This is a genomic window from Paenibacillus sp. MAHUQ-63, from assembly GCF_028765165.1.
In the GTDB taxonomy this organism is placed as follows: domain Bacteria; phylum Bacillota; class Bacilli; order Paenibacillales; family NBRC-103111; genus Paenibacillus_E.
The window spans coordinates 123,544-145,372 of record NZ_JARADB010000001.1; the positions used below are offsets into that span (position 1 = coordinate 123,544).

Here is a 21,829-nt window from a genome sequence, read left to right on the forward strand (position 1 = left end):
ATATTTCCTGCAATTTACCCATCATTTTTTATCTAAATCCCCCGACAATTATCAACCAAGGATACAAAAGCCAACCAGTAATCGCTGGTTGGCTTTTGTACTGTTATCTGAATGATTTACTCCATCATCTTTCTGGCAACGAATGCCAAATCTTCAATATCGATTCTGCCATCGCCAGTTACGTCTGCTTGCTTAACTTGCTCCCAATCCGGGCTGGCAGAGGTTTTGCCGTAATTCGCTGCTATGATGCCAAGATCGCCGATGCTGGTTTTATTGTCATGGTTGACGTCGCCCGGGATTCCCGGAGGCAGCGTTGTAATGCCCACGCCCACCGAAGAAACTTGCGCCTTTGTTTCCGCTCCCTTCGCATCGCCCAGCGTTGCGTCGGTTACAGCAATCGTTCCCGTCGCCGGCTGCGTCACAGCTTTGGCTTTGAACATCAGTTCTAGAATCTCTGCATCGCCTGTCACTGCCTTGCCAATGCTAGCGATAATAAACCGAAGTTTGCCCGGAGTATCTTTCTTCGTATCTACGAGTTGAACGCCTTCCTTCACGGCACGGGCCGAGACGAATTCAAAAACGCTCGAATCATAGTCCATCTTCATATCTTCTGCATATACGCTTTGCGTGACGCTGCCCAGACCTAGCTGTACAGGGAATTCCCCGCCTGCCATAACGGTACCTGCTGCGGATAGCGTCGTTAAAGCGCCATTGGGCGTGACATCGCCTGCCTGTACCGTAATTTTGATCACATACGTTTTCTTCGTCCCATTAGCTGACGTCACTTCAACCGAAGTTGTGCCTGGAAGTGAAGTTGCTGCTTGAACAACCGCAGTCGCATTCGGATCATTCGTAACATAGGTCACTTCAGGAACGATTGTCGAACCTTTTGGCAGTTGAACTTCATAAGAAAGCGTACTCGGATCGAAGCTATTCACGCTAGCTCCATTTACTTTCAAACTGCTGAGTGTAGCGTCATTGCTTTTGACAATTGGAATAAGTTTGGCATCCGCCCAGTCCCCATGATCTTCACCGATGCCATTTCCCGCATCCGTTACAACCAATTTTAATTGTCGAACGCCAGTAACATCAATGTCAATCGGTACAGCTACAGTTGACTTTCTCATCGCCGTTGTCCCGCTGTCGAAACTTTTCACGCCATCGAGCCACACTTGGAACGTCACTGTAGCACTGCTGCCTGAAATCTCTTGATCGACACCTGCCACTGCTGTGAATCTTTGATACATTCCTGCAGGGAGATCATATACAATTTCCGAATTGGCATGCGTCCCTATCCCCTTCTCATAGGTAACGACTCCTGAAGCTCCAAGAACTTTAATGGGATTGCCATCCACGCTTAGATCCTTCTTAATCGTCGACCATCCCGTTGTCGCACTTGTCCAATTCAAATCGCTGAGATATGGATCGACTTCATTAAAATTCACTTCATACTTATAAGTGGTCAGACCGTCTCCCGATATGGCAGTAATCACCGCTTTGCCGGGCAAGCTTGTAACTTGTTCGATCTGTGCATGAATAGAATCGTTTGTTTTCACCGCTTCTACGATCGGCAGTGCGCTCCCCCGAATCAGTTTCACGTCATAGCTGGGATTCAGAGGATCGAAACTTGTAAAATTGCTGCCATTGATACGTAAACCAAGGATTGGAGTTTCAATGGTTGTCTGGTCACTAGCCGGAGCGGCCGGCATGATCGCCTCAATGCGGTCCAAAACGAAATAATTCCCCACACTGCTCGGGTTCTTGGTACCCGTCACTCGAATCGTCACCGTATGCTGGCCATTGGCCAATCCCAATTTACTATATACAAGCTGATTGCCATCGCGAATCGGTGTATAGAGGTCGACCATTGTTTCCGGACCGCCATCAATCGACACCGCTCCGATTCCATTATTGCTATCTTTAACGGCATACACCTTTATACCCGTGCCGTTAAACTTCATCGAAACTGTATTCCCCGTGGTATTAGACCAGCTATTCGTTCTATTGTATAAAATCGAACCGTTGCCTGAATTTCGGGACCAAGCACCAACGTAATTCAATTGATTGGAACTTGTTCCCAGCACGCTGTCATCTATCGAAATGCTGTCCCATTCTCCTTGAGCTGATACTCCTCCGCTAGCTTTGCTGTAGGTGCCATAAGGAGCAAGCGTCACATTACCGAGCCCTCCGTCCGTTGTACCCTCTCCCCAAACCGCGATCGAAATATCATTGATGCCGTTCGTATTAAGAATACCTTTCGGCACGAAGAACGTGTTCTGTGGGCCTACGTTATTAGAATATAAACCCATATTCCAGCCGTTAATAAACAGCTGTGCCTTGAATAATTTCGTCCCTAACTTATCAAAATGAATGCCTAGCGGCACATCGACATTATCAGGGATACTTAAGTTAAACTGTGTCTTATACCAGCCTACGCCTTCGCCTGAAACGGAAGCTGCCGACCAATCGTGCGGAAGGGTGACATTGCTCCATGAGGAGGTATCGTAATTGGGCAAATACCAGCCGTTTCTCTCGCCATAAAGTCCACTGACGTTAAATATGCCGCGAGTCGTATCAACGACATTCTCCCCGCCCTGAGCGCCTTGAATTTTCCATGCAATCGCTGTTGTAGCGCCACTCATTGTCGCGGAGATGACGCCCCTTGGATCTCGCCAAGATTCATTAGACGCCCAGTCTTCATCATGGGACATATTCACGATCAGCACACTAATTACGTTATCCTGTCCAGTCTTCAAAGCACCGGCTGGGAATGTAAATGCTTTGTCTGCGTTACTGCCCCCAATAAAGGTGCCGTTTAACCACACGTTATAACGTCCTGCATAGCCTGGCTTTGCGCTAAGTGATATCCCCGTTTCCTGGCCGGTTGCAGTAAAATGCCCCCGGTACCACACATAACCGTAATGAAAACCATACTTGTCCATTTGCAAATTCGATGCATTCGCATTGGTCCAGTTGGAGTCGTCAAAGTTCTGCAACTTCTCAGGCGCCTCAGGCATAAACTTCCACCCCGTTAGCGCAGGAAGCTGTACAGCTGGCGGACCGCTTAATTGCGTTAAGCTTGAACCATCCTGGAGAACGGTAAGAGGAAGTGTACCCCCATTCCAAGTAATACTGCCGACTCCACCTGCCAATATCTCGATCCCCGTCTCAGCTTCCGTATCTCCTGTCAGCGCCAACGTCCCGTTGGATGTCGAGGCGGAGCGGACGAGATATGGCCCTCTCACAAGCACCGGACCATTGTCAGTCTGATTCAACCAAACACGGTCGGCCTCTTCATCCGTTCCGATCCATAGCATGAGATCGCGTGCGTTGCCGCCGCCGGTTATTTTGAGCTTAGCCATTCCCGTGTGTGTATAGTTTAAACGCAGCTGGCCTGTAGATTTATTATAGGTCTGGCTCACATTGCCTGAAAGTACCTCAACCGTCGGTTGATTTGCAAAGCGAAGCATCGTCTCGCCGTCCTCGCCATTGCGTCCGTATAAAACAGCAACATCCTGATTGTTAATGGTTGTATTCGTCAGCAGTTCGGATGTGGAATAGATAAGTCGCTGAGCACCGAATGAATAACCGGAAATGAGCGTTTTGGCATCTCGGCCATTGATGCGAATCGAAGTGTTTGCTTTTTGCGGAATCGTAAAGGTCCCGTCCTGACCATTAATCGTCACCTTCGTCGTATCATTGACAGAGGACCCCGAAGATGCATGCTGCAGTGTCCAGAACGCCGTTCCGTTATCCGGATTTTTCCTTGCGTTGACGAGAATACTCATATTGGATGCAGTTATGTTGTCGATGCGGTCCGTTTTTGCAAACGGATTCACTGCATGCAGCATATATCCGATCCGCTTCATTGCATACGCTTTCGGTGTCAGTTGTAAAGCTTCATCAATCGGGGCGCCGTAATCATAGGATGTATACATGGTCGTCGACGGCAGCCAGCCCCAGTTCGTTCCGCCATATCCCATATAGGAGTTCATTAACGTCGCACCCTGACTTAAAATTCCTTTATAGAATACATTAATGAAGTCCGGGCCCGTCTTCTCCCTGCACTTGCCAAAGCCAAATCCGGAAGAGCCCCATTTATCGAAGGCGCCGCCTTGAAACTCTGCCAAGAAAATCGGACTATTGGGCGATGCTGTATGAACACCGCTTTCAATTCCAGTTGGCACTGCCCCCCAAGCCGTCGGGTTGCTGCAGTCGAATCCTTGTGGATACGCATCAAAAGAATAAATATCCGGAGCGCCTTTACCGGAAGCCCATAACCCCCATAAGCCTGCATCGTTATGGAAGGTAGGCACCGTAATGCCGTCCGCTTTCGCCTTATCGATCACGTCCTGCATGTACTGCGGGTCTTTACCGAAGTATTCATTCTCCGTCTGATACAAGATAATGTTCCCACCATTGTTAATTTGGTGACGAGCCAGAATCGGATCGACAGCGGAGAGCCACTCTCGGTACGCTGCAGTATAATCGGCGGCCGTTGTTCTTGCTTCGCCGCTAGTATTCTGCAGCCAACCCGGGAAGCCGCCCGAATCCGTTTCCGCATTAATATAGGGACCAGGTCGCGCGATCACATACAGTCCGACCTGCTGTGTCATTTTGAGCAGAGCATCAATGTCCCGCAAACCGGTAAAATCATAGACGCCCTGTTTTGGGGAGTGAAACCCCCAATCAAAGTAAATGCTCACGGCGTTGTAGCCTGACGCTTTAATTTTTTGTAAGATTTCAAGCCACATTTGCTGGCTTGGCAAGCGCCAGTAATGGAATTCCACCGACCAGATCGGAACGCGCTGATCATCAATTTTTAGTGAATACTTATCCCAAGATACAGTATGGGGTTGTCCTGAAGTAACTGACACCTCAGGGACGTTAGGAACAATTTCTGCAGCAGACGCTTCAGCTGAAGCAGGCAAAATTGCAAGAAAATTCACAAATGCCATTAAACTTGCCAGAACAAAACTAAGGATTCTTACCTTCAATGAGACTGCACCTCTCCTACTTCATTTTAGTTACACCTTATATGCCTTCAATTTTTCTCCCTCACATTTGAAGCGCTTCCAAAACAAGCTTTTTCATTGAATCAATGCATGGTTAGGCCCTCCTCTTTTTTGATTCTTACTATAATTTTAAATTACTTGCAAGCGCATTCACATGATCTTTTTCCAACTAAACATGATATTTTAATGCAATAAGCCTGAAACAAATGCAGGTGCATAGTGCGACAATTATCGCACCTGGCATCGCCATGCTTCCTACAAGAAACATCCTATGAGAATTTAAATTTGCACTAAAACGCTACAACCCCCCCCTCATTTTTCATCCCCCTTTAAGACACATTGTTCTTGACACAAAAAGGTCAGCTGGCAATCGCTGGCTGACCCTATCAGTTAGAGACAATACTTCGAAGATTATCTTTGATTGGTTTTCATTTCTGCAGCTAAACCAAATCTTTCCCTATAAACCTTCGGACTTACACCCGTGACCTTCTTAAACACTCGGCTAAAGTGCTCCGCATTCACGTAACCGATTTTTTCAGACAGATCAACGATTTTATATCCCTTTTTTAACAAGCGTTTAGACTCTTCGATACGTAAGTTCGTTACATATTGAATAAAACTCTCGCCGACATTTTGCATAAATAACCTGCTTAAATAATTTTCGCTGACCCCAACCCATTGGCTAACCATACCTAGACTTAATTCCTCACAATAATGCTGATGAATGAATTCTTTCGCCTTCTCAACGATACTATAGGGCGAATTTGCTTTCGAGCTTAGCTCATGAATATAACGATAAATATCTGAACAAACCTGCTTGATCCATTGTAATGTATGCTCAAGGGTATGAAAATCCTTCAGTTGTTCAAAGGGATGACTATGGTCAAACACACCTCCCCAACGAACTTCTTGCGCGTACAGTAATGAGCCAAGCTCCCATAGGAAATCGGTGAGTATCAACCTTGTTTCCTGGACTTCAAATCTTGCTTTTTGTTTCAAGAGCATCACATAGCGGTCAAATTCAAGCTCCCATTGCGGTCCATTCTCCAGCTCAAGCAAACGTACAATTTCAATGCCTTTGGCTTTTAGAGTATCTCGCAGATCAGGACTAGGTTCCATGCCCAATTTGATTTCACTCTCTGGATAGAAGAACTTGTCATAGCCTTCAAAAAAGCGCAAAGAAACTAGGCTTCGCGCCTGATTCATTAACTTTTGCCAATGCATGCTCCCATCAGCCGTATCGCTAATTCCCATTGCTACACGGACGTTCATATATTGCTCAAGTCTGGTTTTGATCAATGAAAGCGTAGTGTGAATCAGTTTACGAATGGCTGTTTCACTTCTGAGCTGTGGAACGGTTAACAGAATGATGATTTCGTTCGCGTCCTCACAATGAACGATATGCTTCAAGAACGCCGAGTCCATCTCGGTTTTAATCGTCTGCTTAATCGCCGTCTTCGAAATCATCTCCGCTGGGCTATAAAGCGACACCGCAACGGCCACTTGATTGATTTCGCCCAGCCAATTGCACACATCAGAAACGATTCGGGAATACTCCCTAACATTAGATTGGATATCTAAAGTGAGAAGCTGGACGATCACTCTGTCCGGACCTTCTTTTTTTTCCAATTGATGGGTTATTTGCAACTCATTCAAAGTATTCAGCTTTTTTAACTTTTGGCGTGCTTTTTGCAGAACAGGCAGCATGTGCTCTTCATCCATATCTACTTTCACAATATAATCAAAGGCTCCAAGCAGAAAGGCTTCACGAACATAACTAAAATCACTGTATGCGCTTAGGATTATTGGAATCGGCTTTTTCATTGAATCTATGGATTGAATTGAATTTAGCAGTTCAACACCGTTCATTTTAGGCATCTGAATATCTACCAGCAAAATATCGATATCATTACGATCTTGCAAAATAGCCAAAGCTTCCATGCCATCATCGGCTTCAGCTACAATCTCCATATCAAGTTCTTTCCATAAAATCAATTGGTGCATGGCCAACCTGACAAGTGGCTCATCGTCTACGATCATGACTTTATACAAGCATACATCATCTCCAATGGAAATTTTCCTGTTAGGCTAATTACCCTTTAATCGCACCGTCCATCATTCCCTTAAAGATATATTTGTGGAAAAGGAGATAGATCAGTGCGCTCGGGAATAATGCGACCATGATGGCTGCACATAAGGAAGCCAGATCTGAACTATGGTCGCCAACATAACTGGTTAATGAGGTAGCAATCGTTAATAGCTTTCGGGATGGCATATAGAGCTGTTGGACAAATATATCGTTCATGATGGTTACTCCCTTAAGAATGCCAAGCGTGGCTGTCGCTGGGAGCAGCAAAGGGAAAATAATGGATCTATAAATTCGGAAATAAGATGCGCCGTCCAGCATGGCACTTTCATCCAGCTGCTCTGAAATTTTCTCCAAAAATTGCATGTAAATATAAATTTGCAAAATATCCGTGCCCACATAGATAATAATTGGTGCCCAGATCGTATCATAAGCTCCAAGCTTATGAATTAATTGAAACCGAGCAATTTCAGTCGTATAGGTAGGGATCACCATCGCAAACAAAAATAATGAAACAATGATCTTCTTGCCAACAAATTGAAAGCGATTCAATATATAAGCTGTCATTGTTCCAAGCAGTGCGTTGCCAACAATACTTATACCTACTAATAAAAATGAATTTTGCAAGCCTCGTAACAACTGGCCCTTGGTAATAGCAACTTTGTAATTATCCAGATTCAAAAAATTAGATGGCAAGGAAAACGGAGATGTTGCAGCCAGCTCCATATTGTTTTTAAACGACCCGAAAAAAATGAGCAGCATAGGTACAAACACGATAACAGCCATACCTATGAATAACATGTAATATATGGTTCGGCTTAGAATACGTACCACCTAAAGCTCACTCCTATCTCTAATCAACCATTGCTGCACTCTGGAGAGAATAATAACCAAAAGTAAGAGTATGATAGCCATCGCAGAGGCAAGACCGTAGCTGTTGTTTTTAAATGCAGTACTTAACGCAAACAGCCCGAATGTGCTGCTTTCAATTCCCGGTCCGCCACCGGTGATAACTAAAGGAATATCATATTGAAGCAGTGCTCCCGAAATGTTCAGGAACAGTATAATTTCAACAACGCGCCGAATACCTGGCAACGTAATGTAACGCTGCTGCTGCCAAAAGTTAGCCCCGTCTAACTTCGCAGATTCGTATAAATCATGAGGGATCGATTGAAGTCCTGCCATAAAAAGAATAATATGAACCCCTGAGAAGCGCCAAACCGATACGGCTACCAGCGAGTAATTAACGACATTCACATTGCTGATCCAGCCAGTAATAAATGACTCCAGGCCTACAGCTCTCAGAAATGCATCTAACGGTCCATTCACGGGATTGTAAATATAAGTAAACATATAAGCTACTGCAATCCCATTAATGATATAGGGCATGAGAACAGTGAATCTGAAAAATGAACTTCCCAGCAGTTTTCGATTTAGCAGTACAGCTGCCACGAGCTCAACGGGAATCATACATGTATGAATAATAAAATAAAGACCGTTATTTTTCAGCGCGTGCCAAGCTTCCGGAAAATCAAACAATACCCTTGTATAATTGTCAAAACCCAAGTATTTAAAGGTTGGGCTGAACCCGTCCCAGTTCGTAAAGCTGTATCTAACCAATTCGATGGTTGGATAGAGAAGAAATAATAAGAGCAGCGAAACTGGTGCGAATAATAAAGTAACGATCGTTACCTTTTTTTGCAGATTGTAATTCATTCATTTCACTCCTGATTGTAAGAAGAAGGTGCTATTCCCAATGGCAAAGTAGCACCTTCTCTTTGAATGATCACGAATTATTTGCTGGAATCGATAGCCTTTTTCCACTTATTGTTCAAATCGGCTTCAAGCTTGTCAATCGACTTCCCGGCAAAAATATCTTGAGCTACCATACTAGGGTCATATTGAGCGGCGGCTTTCACCTTGTTATACATTTCATCGCTTGCATTGTACACAAACGGTTTGAAAGGTGCCTTCTCTGCTTGTTTATCAAAGAAAGCATTGTCACTTTTTACATTACTCATCGTAGACATTTGTTTGCTAGTATTCAGATAAGCTCCATAAACCGGCTGGCTGAAAACCCATTGCAAGAATGCTTTTGATTCTTCAAGGTTTTTCGAGTTTTTGCTAATGCCAACGTGCATATCGGACATCGTCATCGCTGTAAGCGGTTCGCTTTCACTGCTTCTCCAAGGCATAACAAAAGCACCAAGATCATCTTCTGATTTCACTTTATCGAGATATCCTGGGTAATACCATTGGCCTAGCGCGGTCATCGCAGCTTTCTTAGCTTCGAATGCTTGTGTCTGCTGATCGAAAGAAATGGACAATGGATCTGGACCTGCCAGTTTTTCGTTTGAAATTTCTTGCAGGAACTTGGCAGCCTTGTCAAAGGAAGAGTTAGCCGCGAACGGCGCTTCGTTTTTCGGAAGATTTGTCAGAAAGCTTTCGTCTCCGGATAGCACGTGCGGTCCGAATTCCATAAACGGATAAGAGGTCCAGCTATCTTTCATACCAAGGGAAAGCGGAACGTATTTCCCATCGGCCTTAATTTTCTCGCATAAAGCTATAAATTCAGGCATTGTTTTCGGAATCTCTAAGCCCAGCTCTTTGAAAATACTTGGGTGGTAGTAGACAACTTCATAAAAAGAAACCAAAGGAAGACCTAGCGTTTTGCCATCAATCTTTGTTACATATTTATTATCTTTCGTTACCGGCAAATCATCGAGCGGCTGTAAAGCTTGTTTATAAACTTGCAATGCTGCCGGTTTCATGTAGAAGACATCCGGCAAATCGTTAGCCGCAAGATTAACCTTTAAATATTGCCCTTTATTATCCGGTACTTTGAGCACTTCTACATTGACATTCGGTTTCAACTTCGAATACTCTTTGACTTTCTCTGTCCAGAAGTCGAGATCCCCTTGCGCTTCCCACATGGCGAATTTCAGCTTGACCGGTTCTTGCGCATTTTGCGTAGCTGCCGGAGCTGTTGCCGGATTAGATTCTGTTTTTGTTCCGCAGCCTGATACCACGCTTGCCATGACTAACGTAACCATACCTAATGAAGCCATCCATTTTCTCTTGCTCAATTGAAGCACCCCTTTACAGTGAATAGGTTGTGATTAACCTGCTATCAGCATACAATTTTTAAAAACGCAAACAAATGATAGAATCTAACACAAACATGATATTTTCTACACCTTTTAAACCCCATTTTGTTGCAGATCATTATCTTGTGACCTCGTTGTAAGAAGAGGCACACGAATCACAATTTTCGTACCTTCCGGTTCATTCGGTTGTATCGTTAAACCAAATTGCGCGCCATATTGCAATTGGATGCGACGATTCACATTGGAGATCCCCATGCCGCTGAACTTATTCTCATGATTCTGATTCATAAAGGAATTCCGTTGTTCCTTCTCCATTCCGACACCATTGTCTGCGATTTCTATATGCAAACTCCCCTCGACAATGCTTGTTTTCACCAGGATCTGCCCATCTATATCCTTCTCATCCAACCCGTGCACAATACAGTTTTCCACAATCGGCTGCAGTAGCAGCTTCAATATAAAGAGAGATGACGTTTCTTCCGCTACATGCCACTCGACACTTATTTTCTTGCCAAACCTGTTTTCCATGATGTAAAGATAATGCTTGAGATTCTCAATTTCCTCCGAAAGCGGATTCAGGGTACTCCCCCGATTAAAAGCTGAAGAGACCAGTTTCATTAAGGCTACGGTTATATTACGGATATTGTCTACCTTATTTACAAGCGCTATTAGCTTGATGACATTTAGTGTATTAATTAGAAAATGAGGATTAATCTGTGATTGCAGGGCGTCAAACTCTGCGATCCGTTTTGCTCTCTCTTCCTCTTTGTTCTGCAAAATTAATAGATGAATATGATCTAACATATAGTTAAAAGTATGTCCAAGCGTTACCATCTCGGCGCTCCCCGAAGCAGCAATCCTGGCATTCAAATTCCCTCCCACCACGCTTGTCATTTTCCGGACCATCAGATGGATCGGCTTCGTCAGATTGCGCACCATGGAAAACGAGATCATCAAAAACACGCAGGTACATACAATTGTGAAAATGATTACCGCTTTGAAAATTTGATCGTAAGTTTGCGTAAGCTGGCTGTAAGGAATTTGGTGAATCACCTTCCATCCGGTATTGGGGACGGTTGCATAAGTGACGAGCATCGATGTATTGTCTAATTTGGAAACAAAATGACCTTCCTGATCGTTATTAATTTTCTCATATAAATGCTCATCCACCTGATTGATATTGGATAATCCATAGCTCGAAGCAATGACTTGCCTATTTTTATCTACGATTAGAAAATCAGAATCAACGGTATGAGTTTGATTGCCCCGTAATAAGTTCTCAAATGAGCTGCGATTGAAAGCACAGTAAATCAACTCGACGGTCTGCAGTCCAGGTATGAATTCCGGGGAAACAGCTGCGGTAATGACATAAGGCTTTCCGCTATCGAACAATACATTTTTTTGCAAGCCAATAAAATGAACCTGATTAGAGTTGGTAAGGGTCTTTGCATACCAATCCGTTTGATGGATGACATTTGAATCTTCGATCAAGTTTCGATTATAAGAGAAGACTCCTCCATGCTTGAAAAAGAAACTTACCGAAAGAATGTAGTTATTGATTGATGCATTATACCGAGTCAATGCTGAATTTAAAAAATCAATGTTCGTTTGATTTTTGCCGCTATCTGCTTGCGACATCTGTGTGGCATTGGTCAAAATTTCTTGATCCGTCCCAATATTGGCCGTGATATACATCACTTTCCTAGTTTCCTGTTCAGCAGTGTAGGTAATGGAGTGTAAGGTTTGCAAGGTTCGATTGGTTGTTTGCGCTAATAAATCACGCTTATAAACCTGTAAAATGATGGTGGATAACGTTGTCAAAGGGACGACCACCATGACAAAAAGAAGAAGATAAAGGAGTGTCGAGATTTTCCACGGTTTTCTTAACCTGCTCATCTGTATAAACCTCGTCCCATTCAGAATTCTTAAAACAAAGTTAGGTGCACGGTGCAACAACCGTCGCACCATGCACCTATTATCGTCATTTTAACTAAATGACTTACTCTATAATTTTGCTGGCCACGAACGCAAGATCGACAATATCGATTTTGCCATCCCCATTTATGTCAGCTCGCTTGACTTGCTCCCAGTCTGGGCTGGATGATGTTTTGCCGTAATTCGCTGCGACGATGCCGAGATCGCCGATGCTTGTTTTATTATCATGGTTGATGTCGCCTGGAATTCCCGGAGGCGGTGTCGTAATGCTCACGCCCAACCTAGACGCTTGCGCCTTCAATTCCGCTCCCTGCGCATCGCTCAGCGTTGCGTCGGTTACAGCAATCGTTCCCGTCGCCGGCCGCGTCATCGCTTTGACTTTGAACTTCAGTTCGAGAATTTCGGTATCGCCTGTCAAAGCCTTGCCTACGTTTGCAAGAATAAACCGAAGTTTGCCTAGTGTGTCCTTCATGGTATCTACAAGCAGAATCCCGTCTTTCACAGCGCGAGCCGAGATGAATTCGAAAACGTTCGAATCGTAGTCCATCTTAATATCCTGTGCGTAGACGTTCTGCGTGACGCTGCTAAGCCCCAGCTGTACAAGGAATTCCTCACCTGTCCGAACGGTGCCTGGTGCCGATAACGTCGTCAAAGCGTTTGGCGTGACATCGACCTTCTGTACGGTAATTTTGCTTACTGCTGTAAAGCTGCCGTTAACTGTGGTGACTGTAATATCCGCCACTCCCTCTTTCAAGGCGGTCACCACGAATTTGCCGTCTGTAAACTCTACTTTGGCGACCGTATCGTCGCTGCTCGCCAAAGTTACATCCATATTGGTTGCATCATCAGGAATCATAGTTACAACCAGCTCTGCCGTTTGACCTTCTTTCAACGTGACTTGCGGTTTATCCAGCTGCACGCCGGTTACAGGCACCTCGGTTGGGACCGGAATGCCAATTACGTTAATCTCTGCGGCCGATGCATAATTGTTCACTCCCTGAACGGCTTCCAGCTTCACATACGTTGCCATTGTTACCGTCGCGAATTGAACGTTCTTCTCCGTCCTGTCATTGCTCCAGCTGCCGTTTGCAATGTTCGTATAATTCCTTCCGTCGGTGCTGGCATAAACATTGTAATCGGTTATAATGCCGTTGCTGCTTCCCTGTCTTGGCAAATATTTGAGATTCGTTACTTGATATGCACCGCCAAGATACAAGGTAATCGATTGCGGAAGCGGATTGCTCCCATCCCACTTTGTATGCCAGATAGTCCCATTATTTCCATCCAACACATTGTAGGCTGAATTATCTTCGCCTTCCGTTTCCTGACTAGTCGCCGTTGCTATCATTTGTGATTGTGGTATGACGACCGGCGCATTATCAGACGCAGAATCATTTCCATATAGAATCAGTTCAGCCATACCCACACGATAACCGCCGCCGGCAACGATATCTTTAATCGTCACACGGACATAATTGATATTTTTATAGGACTTGGCGAATGCTTTCGGTGTGAACGTCTGCCCACCTACATTGAGATTAGTCAATGCTTTTTGCCATACTTGCCCATTGGTTGATACTTCCAAATCGTAGGTGTACCAATTACTGTCTTTCTCCCAAAAAATACGGCTGCCGACTACCGTTTGAGGCTCATTGAACTTGACTGTAACCGATTGTGGCAGTTCTGTTGATTTGGCCAGCCATCCGGTTCCGATCGTTGTAATGCCATCTCGTAATTTATCGGTGCCACGCTCAGGTTCAGACGCCGTTGATTCATTCATGACTTGAATAGCATCATTCGGAATCATGTCACCCGGTTCTTGATCATCTGCAGGTATCACTTTAAATTCATACAAGGATGCCCAGTAGTTATCCGTTATTTTGTCTACGATCTTTAACCTTACATATCGGCCCCGGGAATCAGCCAGAGCTGTTTCTTCCGCTCCATTAGGCGTGGTATTGGCCGATCTGTCGATCACCTTATCCCAGTTTACACCATCTTTTGAAACTTCAATATAATATTTATAGGCAACAGCTTTCATCTCCCAGAGCATCTTAAAGCCGGTTAACGAATAGTCTTTACCTAAATCGACTTGTAACCATTGTGGCAAAGACGATCCATTAGCCGTCCATTTCGTAGATGCATCATCATCTACGGCATTGACAGCAAAGTTTCCTGATTGCTCCGAAGAACTTGTGATTGGCTTTCCAACTGCGATGTTTTGAACGGAGTCTACTGGGGACTCTAATTTCTCAACTCCACCCACCCAAGGCGTATGCTGACCATCTGGCACAAACTGTCCTTGATAGGGTAGTGTACTTACCTCCTCATTCCCAGAAACAAGTCCGTCAGAAGTGGCATTAATTTGTATAGCTCCACTCGTACCGGAAGTTCTTACGAATGCAAAGCCAATTCCTCCTTCTACAACCTGTTCCTCCACACCTATTCTTGCGATTCCACTGCCTACAAGCTGCCCTTCACCCGTTACCGATATGTTAACTTTACCACTGTAATTCGGCACAATGGTTCCATTCGCATCAACAACCTTGAAGTAGACAGGGATTAAGTCTGATCCGTCTGCTACCGGTTTTACCCCTCTATCTCTCACTTCAATTTCGATTTGACTTGCTTGACCTGGTGTTCGAACGGTATGCGTTTGAACAACCTGTCCATCCAAGATGGCCTCAGCCCTTAATTCTCCCGGGATAAAGCTATTTAAATTGAATGTGAATATGGGGCTTCCGCCTTTTTTCACGATATTTGGAGCTGAGCTTGAAGCCTCTGTTCTCGTTATTTGTTTTACCAGCACGTTATTTTGGTATAATTTCACAGAATCAGCGTTGCTGAAAACGTTAACTGAACGACTTGATGTAGAAGAATAAGTGCTTGCAATAAATACCATAGGACCATAAAGCGGGTCTCTTGCGGACTGCATGGATTGCAGCCAATAGTAACCATATTTCTCATAACGATCAATATCTACCGTACCGCTTCCTAATGTCTTCGTTGTTGAACCGCGAATGTAGTCATTCCAGCTCCAGAGGAAGTAACCGCCAATCCGGTCGTTGGCGTCAAGGCCGCCCCAGTCCGAATATCCATTGCCATTTAAATATTTTTGCCGAGTCAAATTTTGAGTGATCTGTGCAGCTTCACCCTCTTTTCTCAACGCTTTACTGGACTCTTCAAAATCTCCCCACTCGCGAGTAAAGAAGGGTTTATTTGAATCAAAATCGGTCCATTGACTCGGGTCTGTCTTCCAGTTGGTATCAACCACTTTATAATTTACGTCATAGTACGATCCTCGCAGACCATAATCAGCCGCTGTATAAATTTGGTTCCCTGGATACTCCTCATGAGCAGCTCCAGTTGCTTCTTGCGCCCAATCCTCAGGAACCCAAGTTTCATTTAACGAAGTTTCCCATAAAATAACCGAAGGCCTGTTTCGATCACGCCTTACCATTTCACGTGTATCTCTGATCGTTAATTCACGAAATTTAGTGGAATTAGTGAAATTTTGCCATCCCGGCTGACATTCGATAACCAAGAGTCCGATTTCATCGGCTGCATCCAAGAAGGCAGGATCGTTGGGATAATGCGTAGCACGAACGGCATTAAATCCGTCTGCCTTGATCTGCATTGCATCGCGAACCTGCATTGAATTCGAAGCTGCATCCCCTACATTTTGAAACGCTTGATGGCGATTCGCTCCACGCAAGTAAATCTTATTACCATTGAGATAGAAGCCATCCGGCTTATACGCAATCGTTCGGATTCCTACTTTCGTCGTAACCGTATCAACCAAGCCGGAATCAGAGTAAACCTCGCTTACAAGCGAATACAGATACGGCGAGGCAGTGTCCCACAACTGTGGATTTGCAACAGTCAAGTTTTGAGTGAATTGATGATCCCCGCCTGCCGATAAACTTGTTGCGGCGGTCTCGTCTTGAGCGACAACAACCCCATTTTTATCCACTAACTTGCTTAAAAGTCTAGTGTTTGCAGAAGCTTGATTCTCATTAACGACATGAGTTTTCACATTAACTGTGGCGCTTGAACTTGTCACATTAGGGTAAGTGACAAATACACCGCCGCTGGCTGTTTTATTGGCCTGCAAAGCATCGGAAATATGCAGCTTATTTGTTATTCTCAATGTTACATCTCTATAAATGCCGCCATAGTAATGGAAATCCAAATTGGCAAGCGGTTTGCCCGGCGGTGTATCCGGGTTGTCAGAACTCGATACTTTTACCGCGAGCACATTCGTTTGGCCGTACTTTACTTTATTGGTGACGTCAACGGAGTAACCTATATAACCGCCATTGTGCGTATAGATTTTCTCGCCGTTCAAATAAACATCACTATCAATCATTACACCTTCAAAATCAATATTGATCGTTTTTCCCTTATAACTTTCATCAATCGCAAAATAGCGTCTATACCAGCCAATCCCCGCATAAACAGCGTTCGCTCCATTGGCATGTTTTTTTTCAAGCCTCATCGTATGCGGAATGGTTACTGCAGCAAAAGCGCTATCATCAAATTGGGCCGCTTCAGCGCCAACAAGGTCTCCCCGATAAAAACCCCAGTCCGAATTAAAATTGTATACGGTTCTCTCATTTCCCCCGATATTTCCTTGATTAGCACTTGCTACGAGCGGTACATTTACAAATATGATCTCCAACACCATGAGAAGACACAGCATTAGTCGAGTTATAACCTTCAAATTCATACACCCCATTTTTGCAGAATCTTAGCTTACGCTAAGAAGCAAAGCTAGGTGCATAGCACCTAGCATCGCCATTCTTTCCTGAATAATTACTTACTCCATAATTTTGCTGGCCACGAACGCAAGATCGACAATATCGATTTTGCCATCCCCATTTATGTCAGCTCGCTTGACTTGCTCCCAGTCTGGGCTGGATGATGTTTTGCCGTAATTCGCTGCGACGATGCCGAGATCGCCGATGGTTGTTTTATTATCATGGTTGACGTCGCCTGGAATTCCCGGAGGCGGTGTCGCAATGCTCACGCCCACCGCAGAAGCTTGCGCTTTCGTTTCGACTCCCTGCGCGTCGCTAAGCGTTGCATCGGTTACGGCAATCGTTCCCGTTGCCGGCTGCGTCAAAGCTTTGGCTTTGAACTTCAGTTCTAGAATCCCGCTATCGCCTGTCAGTTCCTTGCCTACGTTTGCTAGGATAAACCGGAGTTTGCCCAGTGTGTCCTTCACAGTATCTACGAGCAAAATCCCTTCTTTCGCGGCACGGGCCGAGACAAAGTCAAAAACGTTCGAGTCGTAGTCCATCTTAATATCTTGTGCATATACGCTTTGCGTGACGCTGCCCAGACCCAGCTGTACAGGGAATTCCTCGCCTGTCTGAACGGTGCCGGCTGCGGATAGCGTCGTTAAAGCGTCAATTGGCGTGACTTCGCCTTTTTGTACCGTAATTCTGCTTACCGCTGTAAAATTGCCATTTACCGTGGTGACCGTAATATCCGCCGATCCCGCTTTCAATGCGGTTACAACTGTTTTGCCGTCCTTGACCTCCACTTTGGCGACGGTATCGTTGCTGCTCGCCCAAGTGACATTCTTATTCTTCGCGTTCTCAGGCAGCACAGTTGCAACCAGCTCTACCGTTTGCCCTTCTTTCAGCATGACTTGCGGTTTATCCAACTGCACGCCGGTTACTGGCACGGTAGCGACAGGAATACTAAATACGTTAATCTCGGCAGCAGACGCATAATTATTCACTCCCTGAACGGCCTCCAGCTTCACATGCGTTGCTGTTACCGGCTTAAATGTTACACTCTTCTGAGCTGCAGATTGGTCCCAGTTCCCCGTCGCTGCTTTCGTGAAGTTCACACCATCTGTGCTTGTATAAATATTGTAGCTTTTAATGAAGCCATTCGATTGCCCGTCTTGTCTTGGCAAATAATCCAACTGGCTGACCTGATAGCTTCCGCCCAAATCCAACGTAATCGACTGAGGCAAAGAATTGGAAGAATCCCATTTCGTATGCCAGATGGTTGATGAAGTTCCATCCACTACATTTGAGGCGCTATTATTCTCATTTTCCGTTTCCTCACCAGTCGCCGTCGCTGTCATTTGCTCTTGTGGAATGATGACTGGCTCCTCGTAGTTCACGTTGATTTCTGCTGCGGAAGCATAACCGCCATTACCGGCTGTGGCCTCCAGCTTCACATACGATGCCGAAGTTGGTGCTAAAGCAGCATTTTTCTCAGTCGCATCATTTGCCCAGATGCCGTCAGCTACTTTTGTAAAATTCGTACCATCGTCACTAACATAAACGTTATAAGCCGTTATGATGCCATTCACGCCGCCGGCTTGTCTTGGCAAATATTTCAGATTTGTCACATTGTAGGTGCCGCCAAGGTTCAGGGTAATCGATTGCGGCAGCGAATTGCTCAAATCCCACTTTGTATGCCAGATTGTCCCGCTTTGTCCATCCAACACATTAGAGGCTGGATTATTTGCACCTGCCGTTTCCTGGCTAGTCGCCGTCGCCGTCATTTGCACCTGTGGAACACTGGGTGGAGGAATCTCCCCTCCTACCTGCACGGTAAAATCATCCATAACAAAGTCTGAGCTATTATTCGTCAACTTCCGGATTCCGACCCATGTATTGCCTGACGTGCTTCCGGCAATCACTTTGGTAAATGTTTTCGTTGAAGTAACGGTATCGAAATTGACGGAGGATATTTCTCTTGTTCCGTCGCCGATAACCAAAGCGTAATCACCGGCTTGTTGATTCTGGTACTTGAAAGAAATTGTATAGTTTGTACCAGGCGCGAATCGAAGCGTTTGAGGCAATGTTCGATATAGAAGCCCGGTATTCTCCTTATGGGACATCAGCGACCAGTCTCCACTAATCACATGGTCAATCGGATTGCCGTTCCAGCCCTTTTGCGTGTAAGGCGCATGCAAGTTGGCCAAAGAAGTTCTAGGATCGGAGGTCGTCCCCCCCGCATCCGCCTTCACAAACGGATACCAGCCTGCATCAATGTGTTCAAAATCTTCTGCGAAGTATGCCCCTGTCGGGTTTGCCGACCGCTGCACTTTCATGAGATGAACATCATCAAACGTAATGGCGGCAGTACCTGGTTCACCCTGCAGATACAGCGTCGCTGTCGTTTGTCCTGCTGGGACATCAAACATTACGCGCATCCTCTGCATCTTGGTACCGTTTTTGGAATCTCCGCCTATGCTGTTGATGGCGAAAGAGCTATCTGTATAATTACTCACCTCGATTCCGCCGTAATCTTTGACCCCAATTCGGGCACGGCGCGTACCGTCCACTTGCACATAAACATAAGCCGAATAAGTTCCCGGCGAAAGTCCTGTAAGCTGCCCGCTGACGCTAACAGAATCACCGCTCGCGATTTTCAACTCGTATTGCCCGCGTGTATTTCGCTGAACGGATGCAGCCTGTTTATCGCCGGTTACCGTCCAGGATGAGAGATTTCCGCTATTGAAGCCCGGGTCTTTCAATGGCGTACCTTCTCCAAATTTCACATCCGGAGTTACAGGACCTGTTCCTTTGTAGACCACGTAAGGCGTATTCGCCAGAGCGTTAATTGCTACTTGGTTGCCATTAACGGTCAAATCTTGAATAAACTGTTTACCTTGATCCGTCAACTTGTAAAGCTTCACGGTTTGAAGCCCTGACCAGCTCACCGGAAGTGTCCAGGTCGTGGAACCCCCGTTAGCATTCCAGTGATATAGTTTATCTTCTGTTTTTGGACTCCAAGGAAGCAAGTACGATCCACCATTCAAGACCGTGATTCCATCCTTCTTGATGACTCTCGTGCCGGTAGCGTTGCTAACGCTTACATGATCTGTGAACTCGATGAAGTTATTCGTCCATTTCAGAATAGGGAAATGCTGCATATATTTCGTTGGCAGATTCGTCGTGAATGTCAGCTTGATCATGTCGTCATAATTCACTTTTCCTTGCCAACCTTCGTATGCTTCAAGCTCTGTACCGCCAAGCAGCGGATTGCGTGCGATCCAGGTATCTTTATGATGGTTGTGGATAAAACGGGCTATTTGACTATTGAAGCCCTTAGTTTCCTGACCGCCATAATTGTAGTCAACGGACCAATGATACCAAATCGCATCGTCCTCCATATACATGGGGAATTCTGTAGTAGTCGCCCATCCCAAACCATTCTGTTCCTGTGCCAGTCTTCTGCCGTCAAAGCCATTTTCAAACCAGGCATCATTATAAATGAAGTCGAGATTCGGCACTCTGTCCTTTAATTCTTTCAAGCGGTTTAATCTAGCCCCTGTCGCAGCTTCGCTGCGCATTTGAGCTTTGTTATAATCAAAAGATAAGTCAAGCCAATCCCATCCTGGTTTATTCGGATCCACCAAATTCTCGCTAAAATATTTGGCTTGCGGACTTGCGCCTGTGGCGCTAATGTGCACCCCGAAATAACCTCCATATTTATGGCCTTCATTGACAAGGGTATTGATATCCGCATCTCCGCCTTGGCGTATGCCGATATTATTACCGTAATCCGCATGCGCGGAATCATGACCTTCTTGTTGATACCCTTTCAACTCGATAAATTGCTGAAGTCCATCCGTTCCCAGATAAATTCTTTTCGTTTCATCCAATGTCTTAAGGAATGGGTTCGTAGCCTGGCTGGCGAAATTAAAAGGAATTCGTTGAACAACCAGATCGGGAACCTTCTCACTGCCAAACGGACTTTTCGAAATGCTACGGTACGCAACGGCCCCGTCTTGCCAATCAACGCCGCCATCTCCGTTTGCATCCGGCGTGATGACAACTTTTTCATTAGGCAGCGGCTCGGTTGTGCTCATGCCCTCCGGTCTGTATACCCATGGCGCACTCCAGACGCCGGTACGGTAATAGTCTGTTTTATTTACCGTTTGTTTGTGAAGTCGATCATTATCCCAATCTGCGGAATAATCCTGAACTGCGTTCGTCCAGACGGCCCCCGCCAGTTGGTTCGTATTCAGTATGCTATACATATAATTTCCGGGAGAGCTATCAATGGCAGGAGTGCCGGTTACATTCAAGAACGTATCTCCACTCCCGGCAACAGCCGTGTGCAGTCTTGTACCGGAAAATGCAGCTCCTGTTTGTGTACTTCTAACGGAAAGCAGGTTATGATTCGGGATCTCGAACGTGCTAACTTTGGTCGTACCACTCTCCGTGATTCCGGTAACATGATAATTCAATACATTCCCGACAACATCAAGATCGATGCTTATCGTAACTTCAATTGAAGGAATCGATAATGTATAAGATGCCTTCGAGCCCGTCTTACTAAATGTTACAGACGGGGTATAGCTTGTACCATTGATCTTGACTTCATTTAATGCATCTTCTTGACCATACATAACAGCGTTATTAGCTAGCCATTCATACTGCAGCACTCTAGGAAATGTGTCATCAACAGTCACTCTCATCACAGAAGATTCTATGGATTGTGATTGCGATTGCGATGCTGCAGCTATAACGGGAGTTGTAAATTTGGATACTGTTGTGTTGATACTCCCGACCGCTTGAACAGACATGCATAAAGCTAACATAACCGAAAATTTCTTGACCAGTCTCATCATCCCCTTAAATCAATTAACAACCGTTCCACTTTGCAACCTCAAACAAGTGACCGTGTTGGTCCTTTTTTGTCACATG

8 protein-coding genes are annotated in these 21,829 nt (G+C 45.2%); all 8 read right to left on the minus strand.

Features of this window, described 5'->3' with window-relative positions:
• Positions 1–116: 116 nt before the first annotated feature.
• The 8 genes from PUT07_RS00395 to PUT07_RS00430 all read right to left on the minus strand — a co-directional run bounded on the left by PUT07_RS00395 (position 117) and on the right by PUT07_RS00430 (position 21,753).
• Positions 117–4,997, minus strand: a complete 4,881-nt coding sequence (locus PUT07_RS00395; protein ID WP_274465739.1) for a beta-galactosidase — start codon at positions 4,995–4,997, stop codon at positions 117–119.
• Between the two features lie 429 nt (positions 4,998–5,426).
• Complete coding sequence (locus PUT07_RS00400; RefSeq protein ID WP_274465740.1) at positions 5,427–7,067, minus strand: response regulator; 1,641 nt, start codon at positions 7,065–7,067, stop codon at positions 5,427–5,429.
• A 40-nt stretch (positions 7,068–7,107) separates the two neighbouring features.
• A complete protein-coding gene (locus PUT07_RS00405; RefSeq protein WP_274465741.1) occupies positions 7,108–7,935 on the minus strand; it encodes a carbohydrate ABC transporter permease in 828 nt (275 codons plus the stop codon).
• The gene (locus tag PUT07_RS00410) at positions 7,936–8,817 is read right to left on the minus strand and encodes a carbohydrate ABC transporter permease (RefSeq protein WP_274465742.1); all 882 of its coding nucleotides are present in this window, start codon (positions 8,815–8,817) and stop codon (positions 7,936–7,938) included.
• Between the two features lie 77 nt (positions 8,818–8,894).
• Positions 8,895–10,187 carry an ABC transporter substrate-binding protein gene (locus tag PUT07_RS00415; protein ID WP_274465743.1) on the minus strand — a complete coding sequence of 431 codons (1,293 nt, stop codon included), beginning with the start codon at positions 10,185–10,187 and terminating at the stop codon, positions 8,895–8,897.
• Positions 10,188–10,301: 114 nt separating this feature from the next.
• On the minus strand, positions 10,302–12,104 hold the full coding sequence (locus PUT07_RS00420; RefSeq protein ID WP_274465744.1) for a cache domain-containing sensor histidine kinase: 1,803 nt from the start codon (positions 12,102–12,104) through the stop codon (positions 10,302–10,304).
• 103 nt (positions 12,105–12,207) lie between these two features.
• Positions 12,208–16,866 (minus strand): discoidin domain-containing protein, encoded by a 4,659-nt coding sequence (locus PUT07_RS00425; RefSeq protein ID WP_274465745.1) that lies wholly within the window; start codon positions 16,864–16,866, stop codon positions 12,208–12,210.
• 96 nt (positions 16,867–16,962) lie between these two features.
• Positions 16,963–21,753 (minus strand): endo-alpha-N-acetylgalactosaminidase family protein, encoded by a 4,791-nt coding sequence (locus PUT07_RS00430; RefSeq protein ID WP_338000732.1) that lies wholly within the window; start codon positions 21,751–21,753, stop codon positions 16,963–16,965.
• Between the last annotated feature and the right edge of the window lie 76 nt (positions 21,754–21,829).